At 69.8% G+C, this 26,220-nt stretch carries 13 protein-coding genes; 3 read left to right on the top strand and 10 right to left on the bottom strand.

Annotated features, from left to right (window positions below; translation table 11 throughout):
* Positions 1 to 6: 6 nt before the first annotated feature.
* Complete coding sequence (locus ACFY0K_RS29340; protein WP_093499577.1) at positions 7 to 801, bottom strand: class II aldolase/adducin family protein; 795 nt, start codon at positions 799 to 801, stop codon at positions 7 to 9.
* Positions 802 to 994: 193 nt separating this feature from the next.
* Positions 995 to 2,575, bottom strand: a complete 1,581-nt coding sequence (gene guaA / locus ACFY0K_RS29335; RefSeq protein ID WP_390642328.1) for a glutamine-hydrolyzing GMP synthase — start codon at positions 2,573 to 2,575, stop codon at positions 995 to 997.
* A 346-nt stretch (positions 2,576 to 2,921) separates the two neighbouring features.
* Here guaA and ACFY0K_RS29330 point away from each other — a divergent pair, with 346 nt between their 5' ends.
* Positions 2,922 to 3,203 carry a chorismate mutase gene (locus tag ACFY0K_RS29330; protein ID WP_390642419.1) on the top strand — a complete coding sequence of 94 codons (282 nt, stop codon included), beginning with the start codon at positions 2,922 to 2,924 and terminating at the stop codon, positions 3,201 to 3,203.
* 598 nt (positions 3,204 to 3,801) lie between these two features.
* Here the strand turns inward: ACFY0K_RS29330 and ACFY0K_RS29325 are convergent.
* Positions 3,802 to 4,956, bottom strand: a complete 1,155-nt coding sequence (locus ACFY0K_RS29325; RefSeq protein WP_390642327.1) for a hypothetical protein — start codon at positions 4,954 to 4,956, stop codon at positions 3,802 to 3,804.
* 205 nt (positions 4,957 to 5,161) lie between these two features.
* On the opposite strand from ACFY0K_RS29325, the gene ACFY0K_RS29320 reads away from it, so the two are divergent.
* The gene (locus ACFY0K_RS29320) at positions 5,162 to 6,196 is read left to right on the top strand and encodes an LAETG motif-containing sortase-dependent surface protein (protein ID WP_390642326.1); all 1,035 of its coding nucleotides are present in this window, start codon (positions 5,162 to 5,164) and stop codon (positions 6,194 to 6,196) included.
* A 128-nt stretch (positions 6,197 to 6,324) separates the two neighbouring features.
* Here ACFY0K_RS29320 and ACFY0K_RS29315 read toward each other — a convergent pair whose 3' ends face one another.
* The 7 genes from ACFY0K_RS29315 to ACFY0K_RS29285 form a co-directional block, all read right to left on the bottom strand.
* On the bottom strand, positions 6,325 to 8,100 hold the full coding sequence (locus ACFY0K_RS29315; protein WP_390642325.1) for a GMC family oxidoreductase N-terminal domain-containing protein: 1,776 nt from the start codon (positions 8,098 to 8,100) through the stop codon (positions 6,325 to 6,327).
* A 77-nt stretch (positions 8,101 to 8,177) separates the two neighbouring features.
* Positions 8,178 to 9,803 (bottom strand): succinic semialdehyde dehydrogenase, encoded by a 1,626-nt coding sequence (locus tag ACFY0K_RS29310; protein WP_390642324.1) that lies wholly within the window; start codon positions 9,801 to 9,803, stop codon positions 8,178 to 8,180.
* A gap of 136 nt (positions 9,804 to 9,939) precedes the next feature.
* On the bottom strand, positions 9,940 to 10,815 hold the full coding sequence (locus ACFY0K_RS29305) for a serine/threonine-protein kinase (protein WP_390642323.1): 876 nt from the start codon (positions 10,813 to 10,815) through the stop codon (positions 9,940 to 9,942).
* 176 nt (positions 10,816 to 10,991) lie between these two features.
* A complete protein-coding gene (locus ACFY0K_RS29300) occupies positions 10,992 to 11,621 on the bottom strand; it encodes a hypothetical protein (RefSeq protein ID WP_390642322.1) in 630 nt (209 codons plus the stop codon).
* Positions 11,611 to 18,435 carry an RHS repeat-associated core domain-containing protein gene (locus ACFY0K_RS29295; protein ID WP_390642321.1) on the bottom strand — a complete coding sequence of 2,275 codons (6,825 nt, stop codon included), beginning with the start codon at positions 18,433 to 18,435 and terminating at the stop codon, positions 11,611 to 11,613. The genes ACFY0K_RS29300 and ACFY0K_RS29295 overlap by 11 nt, the downstream gene beginning before the upstream one ends.
* Before the next feature lie 163 nt (positions 18,436 to 18,598).
* On the bottom strand, positions 18,599 to 22,219 hold the full coding sequence (locus ACFY0K_RS29290; protein WP_390642320.1) for a LamG-like jellyroll fold domain-containing protein: 3,621 nt from the start codon (positions 22,217 to 22,219) through the stop codon (positions 18,599 to 18,601).
* A 32-nt stretch (positions 22,220 to 22,251) separates the two neighbouring features.
* Positions 22,252 to 23,769: a VCBS repeat-containing protein gene (locus tag ACFY0K_RS29285; protein WP_390642319.1), complete on the bottom strand. Its 1,518-nt coding sequence runs from the start codon at positions 23,767 to 23,769 to the stop codon at positions 22,252 to 22,254.
* 550 nt (positions 23,770 to 24,319) lie between these two features.
* On the opposite strand from ACFY0K_RS29285, the gene ACFY0K_RS29280 reads away from it, so the two are divergent.
* The gene (locus tag ACFY0K_RS29280; RefSeq protein WP_390642318.1) at positions 24,320 to 26,215 is read left to right on the top strand and encodes a glycosyltransferase family 2 protein; all 1,896 of its coding nucleotides are present in this window, start codon (positions 24,320 to 24,322) and stop codon (positions 26,213 to 26,215) included.
* The last annotated feature ends 5 nt before the right edge of the window (positions 26,216 to 26,220 follow it).

Raw genomic sequence — 26,220 nt, 5'->3', positions numbered from 1 at the left:
GAGCGCCTAACTGAGCAGGTCCGGTTCGCTGCGGCTGATGTCCTGCCACAGGGGCTGGTAGTTGATCCAGGCCACCAGGTCGCCGCCGAGCTGCTCCCTGGTGGCGACGGCGAGCTTGTGGTCGATGAGCAGTGGCCGGCCGGCCGCCTTGGCGGTCAGCTGGACCTGGGCGGACTTCTCCATCGACAGGAACCACCAGGCCGCCGCGTCCACCGAGTCGCCGACGGTCAGCAACCCGTGGTTGCGCAGCACCAGCGCCTTGCGGGAGCCGAGGGCGGCGGCGATCCGGCGGCCCTCCTCGGCGTCGACGGCGACGCCGGTGTAGGCGTCGTAGAGGGCGTGGTCCTCGTAGAAGGCGCAGCTCTCCTGGCTGATCGGGTCGAGCAGGTCGCCGAGCGCGGACAGGGCGCGGCCGTGCACGGAGTGGCAGTGGGCGACGGCGACGACGTCCGGTCGGGCCGCGTGCACCTGGGCGTGGACGGTGAAGGCGGCCTGGTTGACGTGGTAGCGGCCCTCGATCACCTGGCCGTCCTCGTTCGCCAGGACCAGGTCGCCGACGGTGACGTGCTTGAACGGCATGCCGAAGGGGTTGACCCAGAAGCAGTTCGAGTACTCGGGGTCGCGGGCGGTGATGTGCCCGGAGACGCCGTCCTCCAGCCCGGCCCGGCCGAAGATCCGCAGCGCTCCGGCGAGCCGCTCCTTGCGATGCCGGCGCTCGTCGTCGAGCGAGTCGTACATCGGCGGCATCGCGAACTGGAGCTGGTCGGTGGGGAGCGGAAGGGGCGGGGTCGGCCCGTGCATAGGTCCTCCAGCACTGGGTTTGCGTTACGGCCGGAAGTTACCGCCGGTCAGCGCAGGAAAACAGAGCTGTTCTGTAAAGATGACGCGCGCGAACAGATCGCGACAGAAGATGTCGGGAATCGACAGCCGCGTGACCCCTGCGGACATGACGAAGAGGTGGCACGGCCGGAGCCGCACCACCTCTTCACCAGGCCTACTCCCACTCGATGGTGCCCGGCGGCTTGGAGGTGACGTCGAGGACGACCCGGTTGACGTCACGGACCTCGTTGGTGATCCGGGTGGAGATCTTCGCGAGGACCTCGTACGGCAGGCGGGACCAGTCGGCCGTCATGGCGTCCTCGGAGGAGACCGGGCGCAGCACGATCGGGTGGCCGTAGGTGCGGCCGTCGCCCTGGACGCCGACGCTGCGGACGTCCGCGAGCAGGACCACCGGGCACTGCCAGATGTCCCGGTCGAGGCCGGCCGCGGTCAGCTCCTCACGGGCGATCGCGTCCGCCTCGCGGAGCAGGTCCAGGCGCTCCTTGGTGACATCGCCGACGATCCGGATGCCGAGACCCGGGCCCGGGAAGGGCTGGCGCTGGACGATCTCCTCCGGCAGGCCGAGCTCCTGGCCGACCATGCGGACCTCGTCCTTGAAGAGCTTGCGGAGCGGCTCGACGAGCTTGAACTCCAGGTCCTCGGGGAGGCCGCCGACGTTGTGGTGCGACTTGATGTTCGCGGTGCCGGTGCCGCCGCCGGACTCCACGACGTCCGGGTAGAGGGTGCCCTGGACCAGGAACTCCACGGCCGGACCGGCGTCGGCGATGATCTCGGCCTGGGCCTGCTCGAAGACCCGGATGAACTCGCGGCCGATGATCTTCCGCTTCTGCTCCGGGTCGGAGACGCCGGCGAGGGCGTCGAGGAAGCGGGCCTGAGCGTCGACGACCTTCAGCTGGACGCCGGTCGCGGCGACGAAGTCCTTCTCGACCTGCTCGGTCTCGCCCTTGCGCATCAGGCCGTGGTCGACGTACACGCAGGTCAGCTGGGAGCCGATGGCCTTCTGGACGAGGGCCGCGGCCACCGCCGAGTCGACGCCGCCGGACAGGCCGCAGATGGCGCGCTTGTCGCCGACCAGCTCGCGGATCGCGGCGACCTGCTCGTCGATCACGTTGCCGGTGGTCCAGGTGGGCTTGAGGCCCGCGCCGCGGTAGAGGAAGTGCTCCAGGACCTGCTGGCCGTGCGTGGAGTGCATGACCTCGGGGTGGTACTGGACGCCGTAGAGCTTCTTCTCGTCGTTCTCGAAGGCGGCGACCGGGACGACGTCCGTGGACGCGCTGACGGTGAAGCCCTCGGGGGCGGCGGAGCAGGCGTCGCCGTGCGACATCCACACGTGCTGCTCGGCGGGCGTGCCCTCGAACAGGGTGGAGGCCGTCTTGGAGACGTGCAGGTCGGTGCGGCCGTACTCGCGGGCGCCGGTGTTGTCGACGGTGCCGCCGAGGACCTGCGCCATCAGCTGGAAGCCGTAGCACATGCCGAACACCGGGACGCCGGCCTCGAAGAGCTCGCGGTCCAGGCGGGGGGCGCCCTCCTCGTACACGGACGAGGGGCCGCCGGAGAGGATGATCGCCGCCGGGTTCCTGGCGAGCATCTCGGCGACCGGCATGGTGCTGGGCACGATCTCGCTGTAGACCCGGGCCTCGCGGACGCGGCGGGCGATGAGCTGGGCGTACTGCGCGCCGAAGTCGACGACCAGGACGGTGTCGGGAGCGGCGGCAGCGGGAGTCGCTGATGACACGGGGTGCCTTCCGGCGGTCGGGCGGGGGTCTGTGGTTACCGATTCTAACGGGGTGGGCGCGGGGCACCTCGCCGTAGTGCTGTGGCATACTCGCCCCATGCTCACGCAGACGACCTTCCTCTTTACCTATGGCAACCGGCCCACCGGCTGCCATGGTCGTGCTGCTTGAGCAACTGACAAGCGACTTCCCCAGGCGCCCCGGGCCGACAAGGTCCGGGGCGCCTGCTGTTTCTCCGGATCCGGTCGCTCCGGGGCACCGCTCGCATCCCTTCCGGCAAGGAAAGACGAGGAGCCCCCCATGAGCCCCATGACCCCCACGACGACCCCCACGACCCCCATGCCCCCGATGAACGCGATCGACGCGACCGGTGCCCGTACCCACGAGGCCGCCGAGGTGATCACCGGTGCGCGGGAGCGCATCGACGCGCTCGACGACCGGATCATCGGTCTGATCCAGGAACGGATGGCCGTCTCCGCCGTCGTCCAGGAGGCGCGGATCACCTCCGGCGGCCGCCGGGTGAACCTCTCCCGGGAGATGGAGATCCTCGGCCACTACAGCTCGGCCCTCGGCCGGCCCGGCACCGCCCTGGCCATGACGCTCCTGGAACTGTGCCGGGGTCGCATCTGAGTCGGGCGGACCTGAGTTCGGGACTCTTCTCACCCGTACGGCGCGTGACCGGCCCGCGAACCGCTTCGTTGGTGGGGTGTCCGTGTCAGCCAGGGGCGGGCCCGAAAGAACCACGCGTGGCTTCGCTGGAGCGATGAGGCGTACGGAACGTGCTGTGCGCCGTGGGACCTCGTTCCAGTCAAGTGACCGGACGGCAGGGGACAGCAGCCCGGTCACCCAAGAGACGGCCGGCTCCGGGGACGCCCGGGGCCGACCGGCGGAAAATTGCAAAAATGCACAAGGTCTGGGTCAAACGGTTGCGGAGGCCGCGTACATCCAGCACGATGCGTAGAAGGCCCGCAAAGCCTTCGGAGTTCCCAAGTCCCAGTTCAGGCAACGGAATTGCCGTGTACCGACCGTCCGCCAAAGGTCGAGACCTGCCGTACACCCCGAGCGCGCCGGGGCGCCGACCCGGGGCACGGACGGTGGTACAGGGCACAGAGACCAGCGGCGCAACCCCCCGGCGCCGCTCCCAGGCACCGACGCTGCCCTGACGTCGGTGCTGACGAAAGAAGGGCCCCGCGGCTCCGTTCCGCGGGGCCCTTCGCCTGTCTGCGGGCTAGGTCCGGCTCACGGTGCCGCAGGCCTCCTCCTTGCCGATGTCGCGGCTGCGGTCGTACGGGTCGACGGACGGGCCGGTCGGGGCGGCGCTGCCGGTCGGGGCCTGGGACGGGAACTGCGGGTGCAGATAGCCGTCGTCGGTGCCGCAGGCCGTGTTGCCGGCGTCCTCGTCGTAGCGGAGGAGGGTCAGGCGGCCGGGGGTGACCCGGTAGCGCGTGGGGTCGGAGAGTTCGGTGTCGATGACGCGGCGCACGATCGTGCGGGTGACCTCGGTGGAGCCGTCGGTGGTGGCGGCGGCGCGGACGACCGGGTAGACGAAGGTGTAGTCGGCGTGCACGGCCACGCCCTGGTACTTGCCCTTGGCGAAGGTGATCCGGCCGCGCACCTTGACGATCTTCCCGGCCGGCTTCACGTCCTTCGGGTCGAAGCGGCTGAAGAGGAACAGCGGATCGTGGATCTTGCTGGGGCTGCGCAGCGAGCTCTTGAGGTTGTCGAGCACGCCGGGCTGCTTGGGGTCGAGCACCGAGAGGGCCGCAGCAGGGGTGCCGCCGGCCATGACGTCGGGGTTCAGGTTGGCGTCGACCAGCAGCTTCCGGGTCTGCTGGAGGGCGAGTTCGACGCGGTCCTTCGGGATCGCGCCGAGCGCGGTGGCCTTCGGCAGCACGATGCCGGCCGCGCCGTCGGCCCAGCGCAGCGCCGGGGAACCGGCGAACGGGTGGGCGAGTGTGGGGGTGTCGGGGGCGACCGCGGAGGGCGGGGCGGTCGGGGTGGCGGTCTCGGCGGGCAGCTGCGTGGTGGCGCTGTCCGTGCCGGCGGGCGAACCGAAGGGGTCGCCCGGAATCAGGGACGGCCGCATCGCCACGACGGCCACGGCGATCGCCAGCGGAACGCCGATGACCGCCCAGGTCCTGCGGCGCCGGGCGGCCCGCCCGTTCATCTCCTGCCAGGCCGGCCCGGTCCGCCAGCCCTCGGGCTGCCCCTGCTGCCCCTTGAGCCGCTCGGACACCTCACGGGTCCGGGCGGACGGCTCCTTGGGGGCGGACTTGCGGATGTCCCGTTCGGTGTCCTGGAGGAACTGCTCCCACACCTCGTCGGATATGGAGGAGGACGACGGCTCGTCCCCCGACGATTCTTCGGACCGTCTGTCAGACATGACACTCTCTCGCTCGGCCGTTCGACGGGGCGAGAATAGCCTTGGAAACCGCCGCGTCCATGTCCTCCAGTAGTCCGACAGGCAAGTGACCCACCTCACATAAGGGTTCTGTGAATGTGGAGGCAACCATTCACACGACTCACCGGTCACATCTGCGGAACCAGCGGTGACATCCGTCCGCCGCAGCTGACGCACGGGGGTCCCCATGGAACTTCTGCAATTCCGCCGGATCATGGCAACGGCGGCGGCAGCGGCTGTCATCGCGCCGGTCGCCCTGCTGTCCGCGCCGGCCGCGTTCGCGGAGGAGTCGCCGTCGACGCCCGCGTCGGAGAGCGCGCCGGGCGCGACCCCCGGCGACACGTCGTCCGCCTCCCCGTCGGACTCCGGCTCGGCCTCGCCGAGCGACACCGCCTCGGCGTCCGGGTCCGCGTCGCCCTCCGGCTCCCCCAGCGGCAGCGCGAGCGCGTCGGCACCGGCGTCCTCCTCCGCCCGGCCGTCCCAGTCGGCGGAGCCCAGCGAGGACCCGACCGACCCGGACGTGCCCTACTGCGAGGACCTCGACCAGGACTTCAGCGACGCCAAGGTGTCCGCCGACATCAAGGGCCTGCCCGGCAAGATCGTCGCGGGCGACGGCTTCCACGGCTTCAAGCTGGTCGTGACCAACGACTCCGGAGCGGACGTCGAGGGCGTCGCCTTCTACGCCGAGATCGAGAACTACGAGCTCGACGAGTCCAAGTACCTGAGCCCGTACGTCGACCTGGAGTTCAAGAACCCCGACACCGGCTCCTGGGACCGGATCGGCGACGACGACTGGGCCGGCGACTACTTCTTCTACGTGCCGAAGCTGAAGGCGGGCGCGAGCAAGTCGGTCGACCTGCGCGTCTCCGTCGACGCCAAGGCACCCGCCGGTGACGCCTACTCCTTCGGCTCCGGCGCCTACCTCGACAAGGTCGAGGGCCAGGACTGCATCGCCGAGGGCTGGGCCCAGTACGACTTCACGGTCCTCAAGGCCGGCTCGTCCAACCCGGATCCGGGTACGGCCACGCCGGGCGACGACGGCGGCAAGGACTCCGTGAAGAAGCCCCAGGGCGACGTCTCCGACCTGCCGACCGGCAACCTCGCCGAGACCGGCTCCAGTTCGGCGCTGCCGGTCATCGGCCTGGTAGGCGGAGTCGCCGTCGTGGTCGGCGCCGGCGCGGTGGTCCTGGTACGGCGGCGCAGGACCGGCGCGGACTCATAGGCAAGGTCGCGCGGACCGTCGTACGGCGGCGGCCGCGCACCGATCGAAGAGGGACCTGAGCTCGGAGGGGGGCACAGGTCCCTCTTCGGTGTCCGGCCACTTCTTCCTCCGACCGCTTCTCCCTGCGGCTACTCCTTCTGCGGTACGGCCGGGATGCCGAGGAACGGCAGCCGCAGCGCGCCGAAGGCCTCGGCCGGGACCGCCGGGCGCTGCGGCTCCACCGCCTGCAGGCGCTGGTACGGCTCGCCCTGCCGGGGCCGCGGGTCCGTCTCGCCCTTGTTGGGCCAGTAGGACATCGCCCGCTCGGCCTGCGCGGTGATGGTGAGGGACGGGTTCACGCCCAGGTTGGCCGAGACGGCGGCGCCGTCCACGACCGAGATGCCCGGGTGGCCGTAGAGCCGGTGGTACGGGTCGATGACCCCGGTCTCGCGCGAGTCGCCGATGGGGCAGCCGCCGAGGAAGTGGGCGGTGAGCGGGGTGCCCATCAGCTCGCCGACGTTGCTGCCGGCGAAGCCGTTGATCTCCTCGGCGAGCACGGTCGCCGCCTCCGACGCGGCCCTGATCTGCTTGGGGTTGGGGGCGCCGTGGCCCTGCCGGGCGGTGAGCAGGCCCTTGCCCACGCCGTCCGGTTTCAGGTACGTCGTCAGGGAGTTGTCCAGCGACTGCATGACCAGGCCGATGATGGTCCGCTCCGACCAGCGCCGGTTGGAGAGCGAGCGCAGCACGAGGAGGGGGTGGCGGGCCGCGTTCGCCAGCCAGCCGAGGACGCGGGAGGAGCCCTCCGCGTACGGCACCTGGAGGATCGACAGGCCGCCCATCGCGTTGGAGCCCTTGCCGTAGCGGACCGGCTCGATGTGCGTGTTCTCGTCCGGGTGGATGGACGAGGTGATCGCGACGCCCTTGGTGAAGTCGGCCTTCGGGGTGCCGTGTGCCCTGCGGTAGCGCCGGTCGTCCGTCTGGGCGCCGACCAGGGCCTCGGAGTTGGTGCGGGTGAGGTCGCCGAGGCGGTCGGAGAGGTACGGCAGCTGCCCGCCGGCCTTCATGCGGTGCAGGAGGGTCTGGGTGCCGTAGGTGCCGGCGGCGATGACGACCCGGCGGGCCTTGAAGGTCCGGCCCTGCGCCTTCCGGTCGTCGGTGGGGAGGGTGGCGATCGCGTAGCCGCCCTGGGAGTCGTCGGTGACGGAGACGACGGTGGTCATGGGGTGGACGACCGCGCCGGCCCGTTCGGCGAGGTGGAGGTAGTTCTCGTTGAGGGTGTTCTTCGCCCCGTGCCGGCAGCCGGTCATGCACTCGCCGCACTCGGTGCAGGCGTTGCGGGCGGGGCCCGCGCCGCCGAAGTAGGGGTCGGCGACCTGGTCGCCGGGTGCCGCCTTCGCCTCGCCGTCGGCGTCCTTGCCGTCGCCGAAGAAGACGCCGACCGGGGCGAGGTGGAAGGTGTCGCCGACGCCCATCTTCTGCGCCGCCGCCTTCAGGTGCACGTCGGACGGGGTCATCGTCGGGTTGAGCCGTACGCCGAGCATGCGCTGGGCCTGGTCGTAGTACGGCTTCAGCTCCTCCTGCCAGTCCGTGATGTCCCGCCACTGGGGGTCGTCGAAGAAGGGCTTGGGCGGGACGTAGAGGGTGTTGGCGTAGTTCAGCGAGCCGCCGCCGACGCCCGCGCCGGCCAGGACCATGACGTTGCCGAGGAGGTGGATGCGCTGGATGCCGTAGCAGCCGAGCTGCGGGGCCCAGAGGTAGTTCTTGATGTCCCAGGAGTTCTTGGGGAGGGTTTCGCGGGTGAAACGACGGCCGGCTTCCAGGACGCCGACGCGGTAGCCCTTCTCGGTGAGGCGGAGGGCGGTGACGGAACCGCCGAAGCCGGAGCCGACGACGATGACGTCGTAGTCGTAGGTGTCCTGGGGCACGGGTGCTCCTCGTTGAGTATCGCGTGCGGGCCGTCTGTGGTTGATCACGCAGTTCCCCGCGCCCCCAAAGGGGCGCGTCAACGCAGCCTCAGTGCCTTCATCACCCGGAGACTGGTGGACATGAAGGCGGCGTACTTCTCGTCGTCCATGCCCAGTGAAGGGGCCATGGGGAGAAGCCTCTGCTGCGCGACCGTCTGCGCCTCCGTGTACTTGAGGATGCCCTCCGAGCCGTGCCGGCGGCCGAGGCCCGAGTCCTTCATGCCGCCCATCGGGGACTGGACGCTGCCGTAGGCGGGGGCGTAGCCCTCGTTGACGTTGACGGTTCCCGTGCGCAGTCGCGCCGCGACCGCACGGCCCCGGCTGCCGTTCTTCGTCCAGACGGACGAATTGAGGCCGTACGGCGTGCCGTTGGCGTGCTCGACGGCCTCGTCCTCCGTCTTGAAGCGGTAGATGGAGACGACCGGGCCGAAGGTCTCCTCGGTGCAGACGGCCATCGCGTCCTCGACGCCGTCGAGGATGGTGGGCTCGTAGAAGTAGGGGCCGATGTCCGGGCGGGCGGTGCCGCCGGCGACGACGGTCGCGCCCTTCTCGACGGCCTCGTCGACGTGCCGGGTGACGGTCTCCAGCTGCCGTTCCCCGACCAGGGACCCCATATCGGCGCCGTAGGCGAGGGACCGGCCGAGCCGCATGGCCTTCGTACGGGCGGCGAAGCGCTCCACGAAGGCGTCGGCGATCGACTCGTGGACGTACAGCCGCTCGATGGAGATGCACAGCTGGCCGGCCGAGGAGAAGCACGCGCGGACCGCGCCGGCGGCCGCCTTCTCGATGTCGGCGTCGTCGAGGACGAGCATGGCGTTCTTGCCGCCGAGTTCGAGGGAGACGCCGACCAGGCGGGCCGCCGCGCCCTGCGCGACCTCGCGCCCGGTTCGGGTGGAGCCGGTGAAGGAGACGTAGTCGGCGTGCCGGACGACCTCGGGGCCGACGACCGGGCCCTCGCCGAGGACGACCTGGAAGACGTCGGCGGGCAGGCCTGCCTCGATGAGGAGGTCACGGGCCCACAGGGCGGTCAGGCAGGTCTCGGTGTCCGGCTTCATGACGACCGCGTTGCCCGCGGCGAAGGCGGGCAGCGCGTCGCCGACGGAGAGTTCGAGGGGGTAGTTCCAGGGGGCGATCTGGCCCACCACGCCCCGTGGGTGGCGGAGCTCGGTCACCTTGGTGAGGGTGGGCATGGCGCCCGCGTGCCGCTTGGGGCGGAGGTAGGCGGGGGCCTTGCGGCCGTAGTGCCGGGCGGCGACGGCGACGGCCTGCACCTCCTCGTGGGCGTGCAGGCGGGCCTTGCCGGTCTCCAGCTGGATGAGGTCGAGGACCTCGGCCTGGCGGGCGAGGACCAGGTCGTGGAAGCGGAGCAGCACCGCGGCGCGCTGCCGTACCGGCACCTTCGCCCACACGGCCTGCGCGGCACGGGCCGCGTCGAAGGCCTTGGCCACGTCCTCGGGGGTGGACTCGGGCAGGTCGGCCAGCTTCTCGCCGGTGAAGGGCGTGTGGTTGGCCGTACGTCCGGAGCCGACGACACCCTTGGTCAGCTGGGCGACCAGCTCGGGCGTGACCACGTCGGCGGCGGTTCGGGCCCCTGCGGGCGCGGGGGCGAGCGGGTTCGTGCCGGTGGGGGCCGGTGCGTGGGCCGGGGCCTGCGAGTCCGTCATGAGCCGCAGGGTATTCGGGCGCGGGCCCTTTGGGTACCCGTGGGTAACCCGGTTTCACGGAGTGCACACACCACGCCAGTGATCACTGGCAGGGAATGCGCTGATCAGCGGCCTCGGCGCCCTCGGGTGCGGACGATCAGCCGCGCTCCGGTTTTTTGGCGAGGAGGAGGCCGAGGGCGGTGAGGGGGGTGAGGCGGCGAGGTTCGGGGGCCGCCGGGGCCGGTGGGACGGGTGGGTGGACCGGTGGCGGTGCGGCGGGCTCGGTCACCCACGCCGGAAGGTTGACTCCGGCGATCCCGGCGAGCACCTCGGCGGCGCCGGTGGCCGTCGGCCGGGCCTCGGGCTCTGCGGCGAGGAGCTTGTCGAGCAGCGGTCCGAGGGGCCCCTGCGCACTCCCCACGGCCGCCCGGAGCAACGCACCCAGGGACCACAGATCGGAGGCGGGCCCGGCGACGCCCCGCCCCGCACCGCACTCGGGGGCGTCGAAGGGGCCGCACCCCTGTCCCCCGCCGATACCGAAGTCGGTGACGACGACGCGTTCGCCGCCCGCTTCGAGCAGGACGTTGGACGGCTTGAGGTCGCGGTGCACGATGCCCACACAATGGGCGGCGTGCAGCGCCCCGAGGACGCCGAGCCCGATCCGGGCGGCCTCGGCGGCCGGCAGCGGCCCCCGGGCGGCGAGGGCGGCGTGCAGCGAGTCCCCTTGCACCAACTCCATGACGACCCAGGGAAGTTCGTCATCGAGCAGTACGTCGTGAATGCCGACGGCGGCCGGGTGGTCGACGCGGGCGGCGGCCCGGGCCTCATGCAGCAACCGGTGCGCGGCGCGCTGCCGTTCCTCGTCGTCCGGCTCTCCGGCCAGGTGCGGCTCCTTGACGGCGACGTCCCGCCCGTCCTGCTCGTCCCGGGCCCGCCACACGGTCCCGGCCGGCCCGGACCCGATGCGCCCGGCGAGCCGGTAACGCCCACCGATCAGCCGTCCCTCGACCGGCAGTTCGCCGTCTTCGCTCATGGCACATGAGTACCGTGCGCACCATGCCGTTGTCGAAGCGACGCGGTCAGGGGGCCATGCGGTGCGGGCCCCCCTCCCACGGAAGGGGGCCCGCATCTGTCCGTTCGAGCGGGGAGTCTCACCGGTTCCGTCACCGACGGGACTCTCCAGCCAAGGCGCGATTGACCTTTATGGGCTCACTCGTAACGAAAGACGATCTTCCCTCCGTCAGGAACATCACGGATCTTTGCCGCGAGTTCCGCACGCCATCTGAGGCTCTCGACCGTGTCCACAAGCATCAGGTTGTCACAACTGAAATCGCCCCCCAAAATGAAGGGCTTCTTCGGAACCAGCCTCTTCCCGACAGGAAGCCTCCCGTGGAGGGTTTGCCATTCCTCCGCCAAGGGATATCCAGTCAGCACCTCCGGCTCCTCGAGAATGGCAGCACACCATCCCTCGATATCGGACGCGACCTTCTCGATTTCGCCAGACTCCGGATCCAGTTGGTGGACACCGGAATCAGAGTAGAGGAACTGGCCGCCGAAAACGTCTTCAGCGAAGGCCGTGTACTCCTTTCCCAATGCGGGATAGCACGCTCTCCACAGATCATCCGAGTTCCAGTCCGACTGGGAGATCTCCACATCGGTGGAAACCGTTGGGAACACATGCAGGGCGCCGAGAAACGCATAGAAACCGTTGCGGCGCCGAAGCAGCACACCCACAGGTCCACTGAACTCCCCCGTCTCGTCCGCCAGAGCCGAAGACGATATCTCCAGCAGACGGTCAACGGAGGATTTCTGCGCTCCTCGAGCATCTTCAGTTGGCATAGACTACGACTTTCGTTCCGTCCGGGTACTGCTCAAACGCCTTACCCATGGTCGATCCGGCTCCTCGGTTGTCGCTGGGACCGATATGACGAACACTGGCGCCCGTACCGCCTTCTTCGAACATGGCCGGCGGGTACTCGTCGCGGTCCTTGCCCCTCTGGGTCTTGATTCCGCGCAACGAGTCCTTGCGGTTCTGCTTGGCTCCCGCACGGTTGATCGTCAGCAGTTCAGGCTTGCCATTCGCCTGGGCGTCGGCAACATGTTGTGCGGTTTCCGGGTACCTCGTCGAATCGATCCCGTGAGACGGCAGGATACACACGTCCACCGAATCGTTGTGAACGAGAACCGGAGCGGACCCCGCCAGCACGTAGTAGGTGTGCAGTTCACTGACGGTGAGGTTGTTGACCGCAGCGGTCAGGACAGTCCAGCGCTTCACCGCAGTGATCTGGACGCGGGTTCCCGAGCCGGTGGTCAGCCACTGGCCCGAGTGGAGGTCAGTGGCGTAAACCCATTCGTTCAACTCCGGCACCCAGAACGGGTGCTGGTCGGTGGCCGTGACCGATGCCGTCCTCGTGCCCCGCTTACCGTCAACGTCGACGGTGACCTTGACGAGATGTTTGAGGCCTACGCCCTCGATCTCGGCGGTGACCTTCTCCGGCTTGGACTTGCCGGTGTCTGGATCGGTGGACAATACCTCGTCGCCGATCTTCACGTCCTTGATGGCCTTGGTAGTGCCGTCCGCCATCAACACCTTGGTGCCAGGGGTGAAGCTGTTCTTCTTGGAGCAGGAAGCGGCCATGCCGGCCAGCCGGTCCGCTTCCTTCCTGCTCTTGCGCCAGTCCTTGAAGGACTTCAGGAGGTCCTTGCCGAGCCCGTAGATCCGCTTGCCGAGGGCCGCGGCCTTGTCCCAGCGGAACAGGTACTTCTTGGCGAGCTTGGCCAGGGGGCCGCCGCCGAGGAAGGAGCCGACCACGTTGAGGGCCGTGTTGCCGCAGGCGCCCAGGTTGCCGGTGGTGAAGCAGTCGAGGGCGTCGGTGATGCCCAGTTCGTCCATCGCGATCTTGCCGAGTTCCTTGGCGACCGCGATCGCGCGCTGCTTGGCCGAGTCCTCCTTCGCTCTGGCGTCGTCCGCCTTGGCCTGGGCCGGGGTGTAGGTCGTACCGCTGCCGGTACTGCCCGAGCCACCGTTGTCCCGGGTGTCGACCGCGCCGCGGTGGGTGGAGGGGCCGGGGCCGCACTCGTTCCAGCCGCCGACGCAGTCCGCGAGGCGCAGGCCGGACGCGTCGCTGTGGGAGACCGGGCTGTTGTTGGCGTACGCGTAGCCGTTGATCTGCTGCGGATCGGTGTAGTCGACCACAGGGTCCGCCGAGATGAAGCGGCCGGTGTCGGAGTCGTACTCGCGGGCGCCGAGTGTGGTCAGGCCCGTGGACTTCTGGACGGTGCCGCCGACGAATCCCTTGTCGTTCACCCAGCCCGTGGACGAGGACGTGGAGTCGTCGCGGAGGTTGCCGAACGCGTCCATGCGGCGCCGGGTCGTCGAACCCGTCTTCGCGTCGACCGCCAGCTCGGCCGTGCCCTGGTCGTCGGAGGCGAGGAAGTGGACGCCGTCCGCCTCCCGCATCGCGACGGTGGTGCCGGCGAAGGTGTAGTAGCGGGTCGCCGTCACCTTCGACGTCGACTTGTCGTAGTGGAGTTCGGTGCCGGGCAGGTAGAACGTCTTCTCCGTCGGCGTGTCCCGGAGGATGCGGGAGCCCGACGCGTCGTACTTGTACGTCGTCACCGCGTTGTCGGCGTTCGTGACCGTCGTCAGCTCGCCCTGCTTGTCCCAGGCCAGCGACTGGGTGTCGCCGTCCAGGACCCGGGTCTTCGTGTTGCCCGACGCGTCGTAGGTGTAGGAGTTCTGGGAGGTGACCGCGGGAGTGGTGCTGGTCGCGCCCGTCTTCTCCGTCACCGACGAGACCGTGTGCGCGCCGGAGGCGGCGCCGTTCGGGCCGGAGCCCGTCTCGCCGTACTTGTACGTGCGGCTCGACGTCGCCGCGCCGTTCAGGCCGTGGCGCACCTCGCTCGTGCGGTTGCCGATCGTGTCGTAGCCGTAGTCGGTCCAGTAGGGGGAGACCCCGCCCACCGTCGTCGACGACGCTCCCGGCGCGCAGGACGCGTCGGTCGAGCCCGTGCCCTTCGCGCCGTTCGACGCCACCGACGACGTCCACGCGGACGACACGCGGCCCAGGCCGTCGTACGAGAAGCACTGGACGTCGCTCGTGCCGCCGGTCGGGGTGTCGGCGATGGAGAGGATGTCGCCGGCCTTGTCGTAGGTGTAGTCGGCGTCGTAGGCGACGCTCGACGCGCCCTGGACGTCCACCCGCGAGTTGGTCAGGCGGTCGGTGCCTGCCTCGTAGTTGTTGGTGATCCACGTCTTCTTCGCCGTCGACTCACCCGTGTACAGCTCCAGCTGTTCCAGGTTCGACGTCGGCGAGTACGACGCGTCCGTGACGTAGCTCAGACCACCCAGGGAGGTGGTGAGGCCGGTCGGGCGCTGCAGGCCGTCGTAGACGTACCCCACCGCCTCGGCGGACAGGTCGCCCGTCGCCGGCAGGCCCTGGCTCTGCAGCGTGCCGTCGTCGTTGTACTGGGCCGTGAACTCGTACGTCCCGCCCAGCTGCGGCTCGGCCGTCTTGGAGAGGTAGTACTTGGTCGAGACGGGTGCGTAGTCGTTGTCGGGGTCGAGGGTCGGGTAGGTCACCGACGAGTAGACCGCGCCGTCCTTGTAGGTGTAGACGCCGTACAGCTCGCCCTTGTAGACCGTGTCGTACTTGGTGACGGAGAGCTTGGTGCCGGTCGTGGCCTCGCCCTGCCAGGTGGAGACGGCCCGGCCCAGTTCGTCGTAGACGGTCGACGTCTTGTCGCCGTTCACCGTCACCGACGTCTGGCGGTCCAGCGCGTCGTACGTGTACGAGGACGAGCCCGTGTCGGGGTCGACCGCCGTCTTCCTGCGGCCCAGCTGGTCGTAGGTGTACGTCCAGTCGTTGCCCTTGTCGTCGGTGACGCCGGTCAGCCGGCCCGCGTCGTCGTACCCGTACGACGTGGTGACCGCGTCGCCGTCCACCGGGTACTGGATCTGGGTCGTCGTGTTGTCCCGGGCGTCCTTGACCACCGTCGTCCTGACCCCGCCCTGCGGCGGAGTGGTCGTGACGCGGTCGCCGCCGTAGGCGTACGTGGTGCGGTAGTCCTCGGTGCCGTTGACCTTGAAGATCGAGGCCGTGGTGCGGCCGGCGCCGTCGTACTGCGTGACGGTCGTCGCGTCCAGGTCGGCGTCGACCGGGTCGAAGAGCGTCGAGGACGGCGAACCCGAGGCGAAGTAGGTGTCGTTGACCTTCACCACGCGGCCCGAACCGTCGTAGAGCGTGTCGGCGACCATGCGGCCGCCGTCGCCCTCGGTCTGGTCCTGGCGGGGCCGGAGCCAGCCGTCGTACAGCGACCACTCGCTGCCGTACGACGTGCCGTCGTTCTCGATCTTCTGGGTGTGGACGGCGGCCGGACCGGCGGCGCCGCGGATCAGGTACTCGTACTTGATGGACGGGGTGAAGTTCTTCGCCTTGGGGCGGTCCTGCAGCCAGACCTGGACCAGGCGGCCGAGGCCGTCGTAGGCGAGGTCGGTGCGCAGGCCGTTGGTGTCGGTCTTGGCGGTCGGCTGACCCCACGCGGGGGCGTACTCCGTGGTCGTCGACCAGCCGTCGATGTTGGTGACCGTCGACTTGGTCGCCAGGCCGTAGGTGTCCGTGTAGACCGTGGAGGACGTGTACTGCGTCGACGACGCCGCCGTCTCGGCGTCCTTGACCACCAGCGGGCGGCCGTAGGCGTCGTACGTCGTCACGGCGGTCGTCTGGTAGGTGGCCGTCGTGCCGTCGTGGGCCGACAGGCGCTTGGTCATGGTGGGGTCGCCCTTGGTGGGGGCGGCGCCCAGCGTCGTCGAACCGTCGTAGTAGGTGAGGTCGTCGGAGATGACGTCCTTGGAGCGGTCCGGGGTGGAGGCGCAGTCGACGCCGACCTTCTCGACCCGCGAGACCGTCGTGTAGATGTGCGCGCTCGCGCTGTCCGCGTACTCGGTGCGGGTGCACTGGTTGTCGGCGACGCCGACCTCGCCGTCGTCGTCGACCGTCTTCTCACGGCCGGTCGCGTCGTCGTAGGTCGTGGTCGACCTGGTGTGCCGCCAGCCGCCCACCGCGAGCGCGGTGTAGGTGTCGGTCGAACCGTTCGCCACGTAACGGGCCTTGTAGGTGGCCCAGTCCCGGGTCTCCGTCGCGGTCACCGCGGTCCACGGCACCGTCACCGACTTCTCGGTGATGTCGTCGCCGTTGTAGGTGAGTGTCTCCAGCTCCTGGCCGGCCTTCCAGTCGGAGTCGTCGTAGGAGACGCCGTTGGAGTCGGTGACGGTCGCGGAGCGGGTGGTGCCGTTCTTGTCGACGTCGCCGTCGAGACCGCGGAAGAAGACGTGCTCGGTGCGTGTGTTGGCCGCGGAGTTGGTGCCGTCGGAGGTGACGACCCGGACCCTGCCGTAACCGCGCCAGTCGCTCCAGGTGCGGTCCTCGGTCTTGGTGATGCCGTCGGCCGGGGTCTTCCGCCAGCCCGCGTCACCGAGGTAGGTGTACGAGGTGACCTGGTCCGCGTTGCCGCCGGTGAGGTCGGTCTGCACGACGGAGGCGACCACGTACTTGTGGAACCAGTCCGTGATCGGGTCGGTGGCGCCCGGCGGACTCCACTTCACCGGGAAGCAGCGCTTGACGGAGGAGTCCTCCGCCGGGACGTTGCTCGTCGTGCACTGGTTGTCCGCGTAGTTGACGCTGAGCACGCCGCCCGACTCGTTCTGCACCCCGGAGAGGCGGAAGCGGTAGAAGGGCTGGATGTTGTCGCCGGTCTCGTCGACGCGGTTGGGCAGCTGGGTGCCGTACAGCTGGACGGACGGGACCGAGGCGTCGGAGCCGACCTTGCCGGTGTGGTCGATCTTGCTGAGCCACAGGGACCGCGAGCCGTCGCCGTTGTCGGTGAAGTCGTGGGTGAGGCTCCAGACGTCGACCGGGGTGTACGTCGAGTCACCGGTACGGATCTGAGTGGTGATCTTCGTGAGCTTCTTGCGGGTCCAGAAGGTCGGCGAGTTCTGGCCGGGGCATTTGCTGCCCGACGCGCAGTTCTGGTCCCAGGGGACGTCCGGCCAGTCGGCGGCCGTGGAGTCCTTGAGGGCGTCGGCGGAGCAGTCGGTCAGCGAGCCGACGCAGCGCTCCGCGGTGGTGAAGACGACCTGGGCGGCGGGCTTGCTGGAGTACGCCGAGCCGTCGCGCTGGCCGTAGTCGATGCGCTTGAGGTAGCCGCCGCGGATGTAGGCCTTGCCGTTCTCGGTGGTCTTCAGGCCCTGCGTGTAGTAGTTCGTCTCCGTGCCGTAGAAGTACGACATGGCGTTGCCGTGCGGGTCGACGACGTAGTCGAGGTTCCAGCGCCAGGCCTGCGTGCAGTAGGCGTCGGCGAACGTGGACTTGTAGCAGGGCTCGCCGGAGTCGTCGCCGTAGACCGGGACGGTCCAGGTGGAATTGGTCTCCTCGTTGCCGCTCGCGTAGCCGGTGAGGTGGTTCAGGCCGAAGTAGTACTGGGTGCCGTCGCCGGTCGTGATCTTCCAGTACTCGCCGTTGTCGTCGCCGTTGGTGGCGCCCGTCAGGTGCTCGACCTTGGAGTTGTCGTCGGAGCTGATCCGCCACGTGCCGGTCTTGTCGTCCTTGACCAGCCGGCCCGAGCTGCCGCCCGTCAGCGACAGGGTGGCGTTGTCGAACGCCCAGCACTCGTCGCCGTTGGTGTCGTCGTGGCCGTCGTCGGCGCAGGCCTTGTAGCTGCGCTCGATGTAACCGGGGTCGTAGGAGAAGCCCTGGCCGATCCACGAGCCCTGGTTGTTGGTGGCGGCCGTCTGGCCGTCGATGGACTGGGAGTTGTAGCTCAGTCCGACGGTCGGCTGCATGCCGCCGGGGACCGGCGGGACGCTCATCGGGTACGACCAGGTGAACGCGCCGGAGCTGGCGTCGACACCCCACTGCGAGGACTGCGAGAGGCTGGTGGCCTTGTAGTCGCCGCCGTCGCCGCCGCTGCTCGCGGTGGCCGCGACGACCGTGGCCGAGGACGCGGCGGAGTCCGCTTCGAGGAGCTGGCCGGAGGGTCCCGAGGTGTCGGCGGCCGCCTGCACGGTCGCGGTCAGGGTCTGCTTCGCCGGGTCGTTCGCCGTCTTCAGATAGGTCGGCGTCGAGCAGGACCTCTTCCCGGGCGTCGTCAGCACGCACGCGGGGTACGTGGCCAGCCGCAGCCGGGAGCCGTAGGAGCCGCCGAAGGCGTCGGCGAAGCCCGAGTAGTCCAGGGCGACCTGGGCCTCTCCCGCGGTCGCGGCGCCGTCGGAGCGGGCGACGGTGAACAGCACGCCGTCCACCCCGGCCGCCTCGGTGGCCCTGCGGTCGAGGACCCGGACGCGGACCGAGCCGGCGCCCCTGGCCCCGCCGGCCGCCTTCGCGGTCAGCGGCAGGCCGTCGGCCTTGACCGCCTTGCCGCCGAGGTCGACCTCGGCGCTGCCCGCCTTGGGCCAGTGGGCCTTGGAGGTCTTCCTGACCGCGGCCTTCTTGGCCTGGTCGGTCTTCTTGAAGGTCTTCGCGGTGGCGCTCCTGCCGCGCACCGGATGGTCGAGGTCGGTCTGCGTCTTGGGCCGGGTGACACCGCTGTCGGAGGCGGTGGCCGCCGGGGCGTACTGCGGGAGCAGCCCTATGGACAGCGCCAGTCCGAGGACCACGGCGGCCCTTCTGCGACCGCTTCGCCAGGCCGGTCGGGCCGACCGGAACCAGGGAGGCGAGGACATCAACTCTCCTTTGGAGTAGGGGATATACGGGAGCGGCAGACATGCCGAGAAGGGCGGGCGGCTCGCAGTCGAGCCGCCCGCCCACGCAAGGGGACGGTTATGCCGAGGTCTCCTCGATGCTGGAGCCGCCCGGCAGACCGGCGACCAGCGCCACCAGCGAGGCGTCCAGCGGACCCTGGTACATGCGCACCTCGTCCACGGCGCCGGAGAAGTACTCGCCCGCCGACGAACCGGTCAGCGCACGGCCGATCTGGAGGCTGGTCGTGCTGAAGTCCCAGGTGTTGTCCCAGGAGGCGTCGACCACGGCGACCCCGTTGACGTACAGGAGCACGTCACCGAAGACCGCGTTGTAGACGAGGGCGAGGTGGTCGCCGTCGCCCGCGGAGCTCGGGGCGTCGCCCTTGTCCAGTTCGGTGACGGTGACCGGCGAGGAGGTGTCCGCGTCGGTCACCACCAGCTGCCAGCGGGCGTCGGCCGCCGAGTACCTGACCTTGATCGCGGACCCGTTGGCGCCGGACAGCGACAGCACCGTCTCGTCCGTCGCCGGGCTCGCCGAGGCCAGCCGGGCCCGTGCCGTCAGGGTGAAGCTGTCCTGCGCGGTGAGCGGTCCGGCCGCCGCGCGGGTGGCGTAGCCGCGGACACCGTCGAGCGCCAGGTGCCCGTCGCCCCACAGCGGCGCGGCCGGCGCGGTGCAGTCCGGGTCGGCCTCGGGGTCGCAGGACTCGTCCGGCACGTAGATGGACGCGCCGCCGCCGAGGGTCAGGCCGGTGCCGCCGCCGTTCTCCGGGGAGACGCCGTTCGTTGCCTCGTCCAGCTGCCAGTAGGCCAGCTGGTGCGGCTGGACGCCGCCGAGCTCCTGGCCCTCGGTGGGCGGGATGACCCGGTCGTGCAGCTTGACGTCCGCGACACTGCCCTTGAGGTTGCTGGTGTATCCGTCCAGGTCGAGCCGGCGGCCGATCTGCACGGCGCCGGTCGCGGTCCACACGGTGTGCCGGGCCTGCACGTCGTCGGCGACGAGGACACCGTTGACGTACAGCATCAGCTTGCCGAGCTCGGCGTCGTACACGCCGATCAGGTGCGTCCAGCTGCCCGCGACCGCCGTGGCACCGGAGACCTTCCAGGTGCCCAGCGTCTCCATGTCGCTGACCGGGATGCGGAAGGTCCAGGAGGCGGTGTCCTTGTCGTAGCCCAGCTCGAAGCCGGCCTGGGCGGTGCCGTCCTGGCTGACGACGGTCATGTTCTGGGTGGGCAGCGTCGGCAGCATCACCCAGGCGCTCACCGAGAAGGACTTGCCGGTGTCGACGGAGGCGGTACCCGAGTCGAGGTAGGCGTTCTCGGTGCCGTCGAAGGAGGTGGCGGTGTCGGTGGAGCCGAGCGGGCCGGCCGCGCCGAAGGCCACTCCGGAACCGGGGGTCGCGGCGGGGGTGGTGCTGCTCCCGGCCGCCTTCGTGGAGCCCTTGGCGTCACCGAGGGTCCAGGCGGCGACCGGCGCGCGGCCGTCGCTGACCAGGAAGACGTGCACGGTCGGCGTCTTCTGTGCGTTGCCGGCGCCGTCGACCGCGGTCACGTGCAGGACGTAGGTGCCCTCGCTGGGCGGCATCCAGCGGATGGTCGCCGGTCCGCCGGTGGAGTCGGCGGCCACCGTCTTCTTCGTGCTGTCGGCCTGCGGGCCGGTGACGTAGTAGGTGTACTTGGTGACGTCGGTGGACGGCGAGTCCATGGTGAAGTCGCCGTAGTCGCCGACGCCCGTGTGCCAGGCCTCGTCGTCGGGGTACTGGGCCGAGGTGATCGCTGCCGACTTGGGCTTGCTGGTGTCGTAGATGAACTCGCAGCGGGTCTGGTCGCCGTCGGTCGACCAGGCGCCGTACGACTGCTGGTCGTAGCCGCGGACCGCCCAGGCGACCGTGGTGTTCGACGGGACGGTGAACCCGGCCTCGCCGTCGCCCGAGACATCGCTGCCGATGGTGTAGAAGAACGTGGCCACACCGGTCTGGTCGCTCCAGCTGGAGTCGACGGTGGTCTTCTTGGCCGTCGTGGCGTAGTGCGTGACCGTGTCCCCGCTGGAGTTGGTCCACCAGACCTTGAACTGGGCTTGGAGTGTCTCGGTGTTGGAGCCGATGTCACCGTGGTCGTAGTCGCGGATCACGGCGGAGACGCGTGGGGCCTCGGTCACGTAGTGCTCGGTGGCCGCGCCGTACTCGCAGGTGCCGCCCGGCTTCATCTGCAGGTCGTCCTGGACGGGCTCCAACGGCGGCCGGTTGTAGGTCACTTCGAGGTGCGCGTTGCCGCAGAAGCGCTTCCAGTACGAGGTGTCCGACTCGCTGGCCGCCTTGAGGCGGAACGTGGTGGTGTCCCAGCTCTTGTCGGCCGCGGTCTGGATGGTGCTCTTCACGTCGAAGCGGACGTTCTGGTTCTTCGAGGTGCACGTACCGGCGTTGGCCGTGGACGAGTCGGTGCCGAGGGTGGCCTTGGAGGCCGGCTGGTTGTCCCAGTCGGCCTTCGAGCTGATCGCGCTCGCGCCGGTGCTGTTGACCCGGGCGAGCTGCACCTGACGGGCGCTGGAGCTGTAGGTGAACACCTGCGTCACCGCGAACTCGGCGCTGACGATGTCCTTGCCCGCGAAGGTGCCCGTGGGGATCGCGAAGAACTGCCGCTTCACGTCCGTCGAGCTGCTGCACCGCACCGACACGTCGGAGGGGCACAGGCCGACGCCTTCGTCGTCGTCGAACTTCCAGAAGGAGGTGCCCGAGTAGTGCGAGGACACCATGGTCCAGCCCGTGTTGCCGGCGGTCTTGACGACCGGGTCGATGTAGACCGGGTAGACGGTGCCGGCGTCGGTGAGCAGGTCCGTGTCGGGGGTGAGCGTCATCGTGTCCGCGGAGACGTCGACGCCGACGTCGGCGACCCGGGCGCCCTCGGGGGGCGTCTGGGTGTTCTCGTCGGCGGCGGGCACGTCGTCCTTCGCCGCGTGGCTGGAGTCCCACATCACCGGCTGCGGCGCCTCGAAGACCGCGCCGCCCGAGCCGGTGTCGGTGGCGGTCAGCCCGCCGTCGCCGGTCTCCGTCAGCTTCACCGCGGAGGTGTCGAGCGGCAGGCGCAGCTTCGCCAGCTCCGGGTCGGCCGCCGCCTTCGCGTTCTTGACGACCAGCACGTGCGAGAAACCCTCGGCGCTGGCGGTGACCTTGAGGTCGACGCCGTCCAGGACGTTCGGGTACGTGGCGGTGGAGCCGTCGGTCTTCGGCTTCGGCAGCTTGTCGGGCCAGTCGAGGGAGAGCGAGCGGCCGTCCTTCTCGATGGTCGCGAAGGTGCTGTCCCCGCCGCCGGAGAAGGCCATGGCCGTCAGCGCCGCCTTCGGGGCGAGGGTGCCGTTCTTCCGCCTGACCAGCGTGGTGTCGATGTCCGTCCACTTGCCGTCGACGCGGGTGCGGACGGGCTGGACGTACTCGCTGACGGTGAACGTGCCGTCCGGGTTGGCGACGGTGGTGCTGCGTTCGTCGCGCAGGCTCTGGATCTCGACGGCCTTGCCGGACTTCCTCGCCCTGGTCTGGGCGGCGGCCGGGGAGAGCGACGTGCCGCTGTCGGCGGCGGTGTCCTTGGCGGCGGCCGACGTCTGCTCGGCGGCCGGGGCGGGGACGACGCTCAGACCGGTCGTCAGCAGGGCCGCCACGGCGGCGGCCGCGACGAGGGGGCGGCGTCCGGGTCTTCTGCGGATCTTCATGGTGCGGTGCTCTCTGCTCCCGTGCCGGCCGTTCACCCGATCACCCCGAACGTCGAGCCGGCGTCGGGCAGGCCGCCCGATCCGGGCACGTGGACGGTGGTCCCCGTGCTGGTGGTGCCGTCGATGTCGGACCACGGCAGGACGTACGCGACGCCCTTCGAGGTGGCCGGTTCCTTGCTGTAGGGCACGCCCACGTAGAGGTTGGTGCTGCCCGCTATGAGCCCGATGCCCGTGTAGTCACGGGCCGTCGCCGTGCCCGGCAGCCCCGAGCCCCGGGTGAGCTCCTTGTCGGCCGCGCCGATGGCCGGGTCGAGCGGCCTGAAGATGTGGACGGCTCCCGCGTCCTTGAGCGTCGCGGTGTCCTTGCCGGGCTCGCCGACGGCGAGGCGGACCGTGGCCGAGGTGGTCACCACGCTGGTGTCGGTGTTGGCGATCGCCACCCGCTGGCCCATGAAGTCACCGGCGACGGCATCGCCCTCGAGGTCCGCCGTACTGCCGTCCATCGCCGTGACCAGGGAGTAGGCACCGGACGGCTGGACACGTACGACCGCGACACCACCAGCGTCCGCCAGGGTTCCGACGTCCTCGCCCGGCATCCCGATGGCGAGCAGAACGTCGGAGTTGTACGTCTGGTCGCTCGGCCGGTAGCCGGTCATGGAAATCGAGGTGCCGAAGCGGTCGCCGGACTCCGCCACTCCGGGAATCCCGGTGCTGTCCTGGTCAAGGCCGAGGAGCGGTGTGGGCATCCCGTTCGCCAGCGTGTGGCTGAACACGGCGACGCCTCCCGCGAAGGCCTCGTCCCCGATGGCCTCGCCCGGAGAGCCCACGGCGAAGTAGCGGTTGGTCCCGGCCAGCGAGTAGCCGAAACGGTCCTCCTCCTCGGGAACTCCCGACACTCCCGGGGAGTCCTGACTGAGTGCGAGTCTGGTGCTGCCCTGGGCGTATTCGATGCAACCGGCGTGGGGGTATGTCGTACCGCTCACGGTGACCCCCTCACCCGGGACACCGATGACCAGGTACGGCGCGCCACTCGCCGTCGTGCCCGCCTTCAACGCGTAGCCGAACCAGTCGTAGGCCTCGGTCGCCGAGGTGGGGTTGAACCCTGCCTGCGAGTACCCCTCGATCCTGGAACCCGCCCCGACGCCGGTGGGCGTGCCGTGGATGATGTAGATCGCCCCGGCGTCCACAAGGTTCTTGCCGTCCTTGACGACGTCCTCGTACGGCGCGCCGACCACCAGGTCGCTGCAGCCGTCGCCGTCGGCGTCGTAGGCGGCGTAGGACGTGCCGAAGCCGTCGCCGGCCTCGGGCGTCGCGTCCATGCCGGTGATCGCCTGCGAGATCTCCGAGACGCCCTTGCCCCCGCCCAGGATCACCCGCACGAGACCGGCACGCTTGGCCCCGTTCACCGTGGCGCCCGGGTCTGCGATCACCGTGTCCTGCACCCCGTCGCCGTTGAAGTCGCTCGTCGTCCCCGCCGTGCATGTGGCGGCTGCCGCCTCCGGCGAGGTCAGCGTCACGCCCCCCGTCGCGGCCAGGAGAAGGCCGGCCAAAGCGACCAATTTCCCCGCCAGATGTGTACGCGTACGCACACTCCACCCCTCGTTGTCCCGTCGGGCGAGCCCAGGTAAGACCACCCTATGAATGACGTAAGAGGAGACTAAATACGAGTCGAATAAAGGCCGTCAAGACCATTCGAGAAACCGGGTGCACACAGCAACCACACAGAGTGTCACCATCTTTGCCTTTTACGCTGCAACGAACGAGAAGAGGACTTCGGGCGGTAAAACCGGACAAAAGATGCAGCATTCGCACACCAACTCACGGCAATCCCGTGGCACTTCACCGAATATTCACATGACGGCTCCGGAACAGTCGTGATACGTTCATGAGCAGAAGAGCCTTCATGTCCGCAAACGCCATGACCTCTTTTATCGCCATTCGGCGCCGTGATCCGACGGGGCAATTACACCCGTCGGTCTTCCCGATAATTCGGCAGAACAGCCGGTTCTCTCGTTTCGATTATCGAATCCCGCGCCCGCATCGGCCACCCGCTGTGCAAACGGTCCGTCAACGCCTGACCCGGCAGGTAAAATCCGGGGAATGTCGAGAATCAAGGTCAGCGTCATCGTTCCCGTCTACAACACCGGCAAGTACGTCGACGAGTGCGCACCGTCTTTGGTGGGGCAGAGCCTGCCGGCCGACGAGTACGAGGTGATCTACGTCGACGACGGGTCGACGGACGACACGCTGTCCCGGCTGGAGAAGATCGCCGCCGAGCACTCGAACGTCCAGGTGCACACCCGGCCCAACTCGGGCTGGCCCGGCGCTCCCCGCAACCTCGGCCTGCGGCACGCCAAGGGCGAATACGTCCAGTTCGTCGACCACGACGACAAGCTCGGGCCCGAAGCCCTGGAACGGCTCTACGAGCACGCGAAGCGGAACGACGCCGACGTGGTACTGGGCAAGATGTCCAGCACGATGGTGCGGCCCCGGCGCGTGTTCCGGCACACGGTGGACGCCTGCACCATCGAGAACGACGAGCTGATGCAGAGCATGTCTCCGCACAAGATGTTCCGGCGAGCCTTCGTCGAAGAACACGGTCTGCGGTTCCCAGAGGGTCCGTGGATCATGGAGGACCTGCTCTTCGTCAGCGCCGCCTACCTGAAAGCGGAACGCATCTCGATCCTCGCCGACTACCCCTGCTACTACTGGCTGAAGCGGGACGACGGCGGCAACAACACCCAGCACCGATTCAACCCCCGGCACGGGTTCTGGCCCAACGTGCGCACCATCGTCCGCCAGATCAAGGACGGCACCACGCCGTCCGACGACGTCGACGCCCTCCAGAACCGCCTGCTGCACCGCTACTACCACGTGGAGGTCCTCTCCCGCGCCCGCGAGCCCGAGATCCTGCGCGAGGATCCCGCCGAGCAGCGACCCCGCTTCGACGCTGCCCGGGAGGTGGCCCTGCAGGAGTTCCCGGCCGCCGTACGGGAGGGACTGCCCGCGGTGTCAGGCGTGCGGGCCGAACTCCTCGAACGCGGCGACTTCGACGGCGCGGTCGCGTTCGCCGAGCACGTCCGCGGGGTGCAGGCTCGCGGCGAACTCGGCCGACCCCGTTGGGAGGACGGCCGCCTGGTCGCCGACGTCGGGCTGAGCCTGGTACGAGGAGACGGCGAGCCCCTGGTCCTCGTCCAGCGGGACGGGAAGCACTGGCTCGACCCGGAGCTGCTGGGCGGGGTGCCGGGGACCGAGGACGGCTGGGAGGTCCGTGACCCGTTCCGGCTGGCCTACGCCGAACTGGTCGTCAAGGACCGCGACCGGGAGGACTGGTGGTACCCGGAAGGCGACCTGGACGTACGGCTGGAACCGCTCGGGGAAGGCCGGTCCCGGCTCGTCGCGTCCGGGCGGCTGACCCTGGATCCGGAGCGGCTGGCCGGCGGCCGGCCACTGGAGCGCGGGCCGCACGAGGTGTGGGCGTTCGTCCACCTGCTCGGCATCGACCGCATGGTCCGCATGACCGGCGCCGGCCCGGAGAACACCCCGGCCGCCGCCCCCGCGCTCACCGGCGGCCGGCTCGCCCTCCCTTACTGGACGGCGGGCCGGGCGCAGCTCACCCTCGACGTGGGCCCCCGCCTGCGCAAGCTCGGCCCCGACACCGCCGAGGCCGCCGCCGCGAACTCCGCGCACGGCAGGCACTCGCTCCCGTTGCCGTATGTTGCGGCGGCCGCGTCCACCACAGCCGCCCCCGTCAAGGTCACGGTGTCCACGCTGACGGTGAACGCCGAGTTGGCCCCCGACGCCGGTGGGGTGCATCTGCGCCTCCCGGCCCGTCTGCAACTGCCGTCCGGACGGCACCCGGTCACCCTCCCGAAGGCGCCGGCACCGGTCGCGTACGCGGTCGTCCGCAACGGCGCCCTGCTACGGCTGGAGGGCCCGGCCTACCGCCCCGGCACCGCCCGCCGTCTCGTGGACCTGGTCCGGCGCACCCGGTAGCGGCC

Source organism: Streptomyces sp. NPDC001507 (assembly GCF_042894765.1).
Taxonomy (GTDB): Bacteria; Actinomycetota; Actinomycetes; order Streptomycetales; family Streptomycetaceae; genus Streptomyces.
The sequence above is the reverse complement of the archived record's forward strand: the minus strand, read 5'-3'. Positions and strand labels throughout refer to the sequence as shown.